Here is a 5188-nt window from a genome sequence, read left to right on the forward strand (position 1 = left end):
GCGCGAGCAGGCTGAACACGCCGAGCGTGATGGTGACCGGGGCGATCCAGGACGGCAGCGCCTCCTCGGCCACGCTCCCGCCGCGCGCCCCGCTCACCCGAGCGGCCCAGCCCGACCGGCGTCAGCCGGCGCTGGCGACGTACGCCTCGATCTCGGCGGTGATCCGCTGCTTGCCGGCCGGGTCGAGGAAGGACGCGGTCACCGCGTTGCGGGCCAGGGCGGCCAGCTCCCCGGGGCCCGCCCCGAGCAGCCGGGCGGCCACCGCGTACTCGTCGTTGAGGGTGGTGCCGAACATCGGTGGGTCGTCGGAGTTGATGGTGACGAGCAGCCCGGCCTCGACCAGCCGGGGCAGCGGGTGCTCGTCGAGACTGGCCACCGCCCGGGTCCGTACGTTGGACGTCGGGCAGATTTCCATCCCGATCTGCCGCTCGGCCAGGTACGCGAGCAGCTCCGGGTCCTTGGCGGCGGAGATGCCGTGCCCGATCCGCTCGGCGCCCAGCTCGTTCAGCGCGTCCCAGATGGTCTGCGGGCCGGTGGTCTCGCCCGCGTGCGGCACCGAGCGGAGCCCGGCCGCGCGGGCCTGGTCGAAGTAGGGCCGGAACTGCGGCCGGGGTACGCCGATCTCGGGGCCGCCGAGACCGAAGCTGATCAGCCCGTCGGGGCGCTCGTCGAGCGCGATGCGCAGCGTCTCCTCGGCCGCCGGCAGGCCGGCCTCGCCGGGGATGTCGAAACACCAGCGCAGCTCAAGGCCGAAGTCGGCGGCGGCGCGCTTGCGGGCGTCCTCGATCGCCTCGCAGAACGCCGGCGCGGGGATGCCCCGGCGCACGTGCGAGTACGGGGTGATGGTCAGCTCCGCGTAGCGGACCTGCTGGCGGGCCAGCTCCCGGGCCACCTCGTGGGTGAGGAGCCAGACGTCCTCCGGGTCGCGGATGAGGTCGACGACGCTCAGGTAGACCTCGACGAAGTGGGCGAAGTCGCGGAACTCGAAGTAGGTGGCCAGGGCCGCCGGGTCGGCCGGGACGGGCGAGCGACCCTCGTGCCGGGCGGCCAGCTCGGCGACGATGTGGGGGGAGGCGGAGCCGACGTGGTGCACGTGCAGCTCCACCTTGGGCAGGCCGGCGATGAAGGTGGTCAGGTCGGTCACGGGTTCTCCTGGGCATGAGCGCCGGTGCGGGCGACGACGAAGACGCGGCGGAACGGGAAGGACACCTGGCCGTGCCGCGCCGGGTACGCGGCGGCGAGCCGTACGCCCAGCTCGGCCCGGAAGGCCGACCAGCCGGCGGCGTCCAGGGCGGCCCGGACGGGGCGCAGCGCGGTGCCCTCCATCCAGGCCAGCACCGGGTGGTCGGCGGCGGGTTCGGCCGGCAGCAGGTGCACGTAGGTAGTCTCCCAGGCGTCCACCGCGCAGCCGGCGGCGGTCAGCAGCTCCGCGTAGTCGGCCGGGTCGTCGACCGGGTCGGCGCGCAGCAGCGGGGTCAGCTCGGCACGCCAGGCCGGTCGGCCGGCGACCTCGCGCAGCGCCCGGTGCGACGGGGCGTCGAAGTTACCGGGGACCTGCATGGCGAGCCAGGCGCCGGCGGGCAGGTCGGCGGCCCAGCGGCGCAGCAGCTCCTGGTGGCCGGGCACCCACTGCAGGGCCGCGTTGGTGACCACCACGTCCTCGTCGCCGGCCGGGCGCCAGTCGCGCAGGTCGGCGACGGCGAACTCGACCGGGGTCGGCAGGGCGCGCGCCCGGTCGATCATCTCCGGCGCGGAGTCGAGGCCGCGGACCCGGGCGTCCGGCCAGCGCTCGGCGAGGGTCGCGGTGAGCTGGCCGGGCCCGCAGCCGAGGTCGACCACCGTCCGGGGCCGCACGGCGGGGACCCGGGCGAGCAGGTCGTGGAACGGCCGGGAGCGCTCGTCGCCGTAGCGCAGGTACGTCGTCGGATCCCACATCTCCGCCTCCAAACCGTACGTCCGTCTTGTTGACGGTACGGCTCGCCTGGCAGGCCGGCAACCCGATCACTAGGCTCGGGGGCATGGAACAGCGCAACTTCAACCGGCTCGGCCGGACTGTCGGAGTGGTTGGCCTGGGCGCCTGGCAGCTCGGCGCCGACTGGGGCACGGTCACCGAGGCCGACGCCATGGCCGTGCTCAGCGCCGCCGTGGACGCCGGAGTCACCTTCCTGGACACCGCCGACGTGTACGGCGACGGCCGCAGCGAGCAGTTGATCGGCCGCTTCCTGCGCTCCCGGCCCGACGCAGGCCTGACCGTCGCCACGAAGATGGGCCGGCGCGTCGAGCAGCGGCCGGAGGCGTACACCCTGGCCCACTTCCGGCAGTGGACCGACCGGTCCCGGGCCAACCTCGGAGTGGACACCCTGGACCTGGTCCAGCTGCACTGCCCGCCGACCGCCGTCTTCGCCGACGACGCGGTCTTCGACGCCCTGGACACCCTCGTCGCCGAGAAGGCCATCGCGGGGTACGGGGTCAGCGTGGAGACCTGCGACCAGGCGCTCACCGCCATCGCCCGGCCCGGCGTGGCCAGCGTCCAGATCATTCTCAACGCCGTCCGGCACAAGCCGCTGGAGCGCGTCCTGCCGGCAGCCGCGCAGGCCGGAGTCGGCATCATCGCCCGGGTGCCGCTGGCCAGCGGCCTGCTCTCCGGCCGCTACGACGAGCACACCGAGTTCCCCGCCGACGACCACCGCAACTACAACCGCCACGGCGAGGCGTTCGACGTGGGCGAGACGTTCTCCGGCGTCGACTACGCGCAGGGGCTCGCGGCCGTCCGTCGGCTGGCGCCGCTGGTCGACTCCGACCGTACGATGGCGCAGTTCGCGCTGCGGTGGGTGTTGGACCAGACCGGTGTCACAGTCGTCATCCCCGGCGCCCGCGACGCCGAGCAGGCCCGGCGCAACGCCGCCGCGGCCGACCTGCCGCCGCTCACGGCCGCGCAACTGGCTGGCGTACGCGAGGTCTACGACGAGCTGATCCGCCCGCAGGTGCACGACCGGTGGTGAGCCGCCCACCCCGGGTGCTCGCGTCGCGCCACCGCAACGGCGATGCTGGGACCCGGGGGCGGCGCGCCGCCCGATCCGGGAAGGAGGGCCCGCGATGAGGGGTTGGCTGACGCTCACCCTCGGCCTGCTGGCCGTGGTGATCGGTGCGGTGTGGACGGTGCAGGGCCTCGGCTACGTCAGCGGTAGCGCGATGACCGACGAGCGGATCTGGGCGGTGATCGGCCCGATCGTGGCCCTGGCCGGGTTGGTCGTCATCTGGCTGGGCCTGCGCTCGCGCCGTCGACGCTGACTGATGAACGTGGGAAGCCCCGCATCCCGGAAGGGATACGGGGCTTTACTGCAACGACCCCTGGCCGGGTCGTCCACTGACCGGCGGGGGCCGGCCACCCTCGTCAGAGGGGACGGACCTGCTCGGCCTGCGGGCCCTTCTGACCCTGGGCGATCTCGAACTCCACTCGCTGGTTCTCCTCCAGCGTGCGGTAGCCGCTGGACTGGATGGCCGAGAAGTGGACGAACACGTCAGCACCCCCGCCGTCGACGGTGATGAAGCCGAAGCCCTTGTCAGCGTTGAACCACTTCACGGTTCCCTGCGCCATGTGTATCTCCTTCTAAAACTGGCGGCCGTGCACGCCGTGCGGCCGATTGGCCGTTTTCGAGCAGCGGCGTCTGAGGCGGCCCCCACGAAGGGAACTTCTCTCAACCCACGCCATCTCGCAACAGCGTGGAACAGCAAATCACGTACGCAAAAAGTCTGCACGACCTGTCCGACGAATTTCTCCGACATGTGACCTGACGGATGCCCGAGGTCGCTGGGCGGCGTGCGGAGCCGTGCGAAAGGCCCCCTTCCCGTCGATATGGAAGGGGGCCTCACGTCGATGTCGGTCAGTCCGGCCAGTGGCCGGTCATCCGGCGCACGCCGACCGCTCCACCCCGGTCCACAGCGGCGCGGACCACCGCGAAAATGGCCCCCTGCAACGCCGCGGCGGCCAGGATCTCGCCCCAGCCGCGGTCCTCGTCGGTGGCGTTGGGCGCCTCGCCGTCGCCCGCCGTGACCTTCCAGACCTGCCGGAAGATCGCGCCGGCCACCGTACCCGCGGCGATACCCAACAACACGCCGACCGGCCGGTACGCGACCCTGCCGATGCTCTTGCTCACCTACGCCTCCCCCGCACGATCATCAGCACCACCACGGTGGCCACCGCGCCGGCGGCGATCGCCGCCCACGGCACCGGGTTGCGTCGAACCAGCTCGCTCTTCTCGCGGACCAGGCCGCCCTTGTCGTACGCCTGGGCGCGTGCCATCTCGGCGCCGCGGGCGGCCTGCCCGCGGACCCGGGCCATGGTCTGCGCCGCCTGCTCGCGCATCCGCTCCCGCGCCTGCTCGGCGGACTCCTTCAGGCGGGCCTTGACGTCCGCCTTGGCGGCCAGCGCCTCCATCGTTTCGCCCAGCTCGACCCGGGTGCGGCGGATCTCCTCGCGGAGGGCCTCGGTGTCGCCCCTCCCGTTGCCTGTCATGCCCGGCCCCTGTCCTTCACGGCGGCGGCGACGGTGTCCACATCAGCCCGGAGGCTGCGGACCGCTGCCGCCGGCATCGGCGGGACCGCACGGCTGACCTGCTTCTTTCCCACCAGCGCGAGAATGCCGGCAACCAGGAAGAGAGCCACCGCGACGATCAGCGCGGCGGCCCAGGCGGGCAGCACCAGGTCGAGCAGCAGGATCGCCGTGACGACCAGCGCGCCCAGGCCGTAGAACGCCAGCGCGCCGCCGCCGCCGAACAGGCCGATCCCGATACCGGCGTGCTTGCCCTTCTGGGTCAACTCCGCCCGGGCCAGCGCCAGTTCATCTCGCACCAGACGGGAGACCTGTTCGGTGGCCCGCTGCACCAGCTCGGCGGTGGAGGGCTCGCTCCCATTGCGGGATGTGCGGGCATTTGCCACGTCAGCCATGCTGTCCTCCTTTCCTCATCACCGCGCTGTATGCCCGGAGTTGCCGCTCGTCAATCCTAGAGCGCCCCGAGTCGGTGACCGTTCCTGTTGCCCGGTTGCCGCGCCGATCGCCGACAGAGATGTCCGGCAGCAGGTCCCCCGCCAAAGCCAACCCAAACCTCCCCACCCACCCCCCTTTGACGGTGATCAAGAGGTTTGCGTCAGGAGTCGCGCTTTCCGTGACGCAAACCTCTTGATCACC

At 72.5% G+C, this 5188-nt stretch carries 9 protein-coding genes; 2 read left to right on the plus strand and 7 right to left on the minus strand.

What is annotated here, in order from left to right; genetic code table 11:
• Positions 1 to 121: 121 nt before the first annotated feature.
• Positions 122 to 1144: an adenosine deaminase gene (locus tag AB0J68_RS26745; protein ID WP_363941056.1), complete on the minus strand. Its 1023-nt coding sequence runs from the start codon at positions 1142 to 1144 to the stop codon at positions 122 to 124.
• On the minus strand, positions 1141 to 1935 hold the full coding sequence (locus AB0J68_RS26750; RefSeq protein WP_354861979.1) for a trans-aconitate 2-methyltransferase: 795 nt from the start codon (positions 1933 to 1935) through the stop codon (positions 1141 to 1143). Before AB0J68_RS26750 ends, AB0J68_RS26745 begins: the two co-directional genes overlap by 4 nt.
• Positions 1936 to 2018: 83 nt before the next feature.
• Between AB0J68_RS26750 and AB0J68_RS26755 the strand changes: the two genes are divergently transcribed.
• Both AB0J68_RS26755 and AB0J68_RS26760 read left to right on the plus strand, forming a co-directional pair.
• Positions 2019 to 3002, plus strand: a complete 984-nt coding sequence (locus AB0J68_RS26755) for an aldo/keto reductase (RefSeq protein WP_363941060.1) — start codon at positions 2019 to 2021, stop codon at positions 3000 to 3002.
• Between the two features lie 94 nt (positions 3003 to 3096).
• Positions 3097 to 3291 carry a hypothetical protein gene (locus AB0J68_RS26760; protein WP_363941063.1) on the plus strand — a complete coding sequence of 65 codons (195 nt, stop codon included), beginning with the start codon at positions 3097 to 3099 and terminating at the stop codon, positions 3289 to 3291.
• 103 nt (positions 3292 to 3394) lie between these two features.
• Here AB0J68_RS26760 and AB0J68_RS26765 read toward each other — a convergent pair whose 3' ends face one another.
• The 5 genes from AB0J68_RS26765 to AB0J68_RS26785 form a co-directional block, all read right to left on the minus strand.
• A complete protein-coding gene (locus tag AB0J68_RS26765; RefSeq protein WP_013732668.1) occupies positions 3395 to 3598 on the minus strand; it encodes a cold-shock protein in 204 nt (67 codons plus the stop codon).
• Positions 3599 to 3884: 286 nt separating this feature from the next.
• Entirely contained in the window at positions 3885 to 4157 is a 273-nt protein-coding gene (locus tag AB0J68_RS26770) for a DUF4235 domain-containing protein (protein WP_354861985.1), read from the minus strand.
• Complete coding sequence (locus AB0J68_RS26775) at positions 4154 to 4516, minus strand: DUF3618 domain-containing protein (protein ID WP_354861987.1); 363 nt, start codon at positions 4514 to 4516, stop codon at positions 4154 to 4156. The genes AB0J68_RS26770 and AB0J68_RS26775 overlap by 4 nt, the downstream gene beginning before the upstream one ends.
• A complete protein-coding gene (locus tag AB0J68_RS26780; protein WP_007458124.1) occupies positions 4513 to 4947 on the minus strand; it encodes a phage holin family protein in 435 nt (144 codons plus the stop codon). Before AB0J68_RS26780 ends, AB0J68_RS26775 begins: the two co-directional genes overlap by 4 nt.
• A partial coding sequence (locus tag AB0J68_RS26785) for a hypothetical protein (protein ID WP_363941066.1) occupies positions 4940 to 5188 on the minus strand: 249 nt, incomplete at its 5' end. The genes AB0J68_RS26785 and AB0J68_RS26780, both read right to left, overlap by 8 nt.

The sequence above is a fragment of the Micromonospora sp. NPDC049580 genome (assembly GCF_040675595.1).
Classification (GTDB): Bacteria; Actinomycetota; Actinomycetes; order Mycobacteriales; family Micromonosporaceae; genus Micromonospora.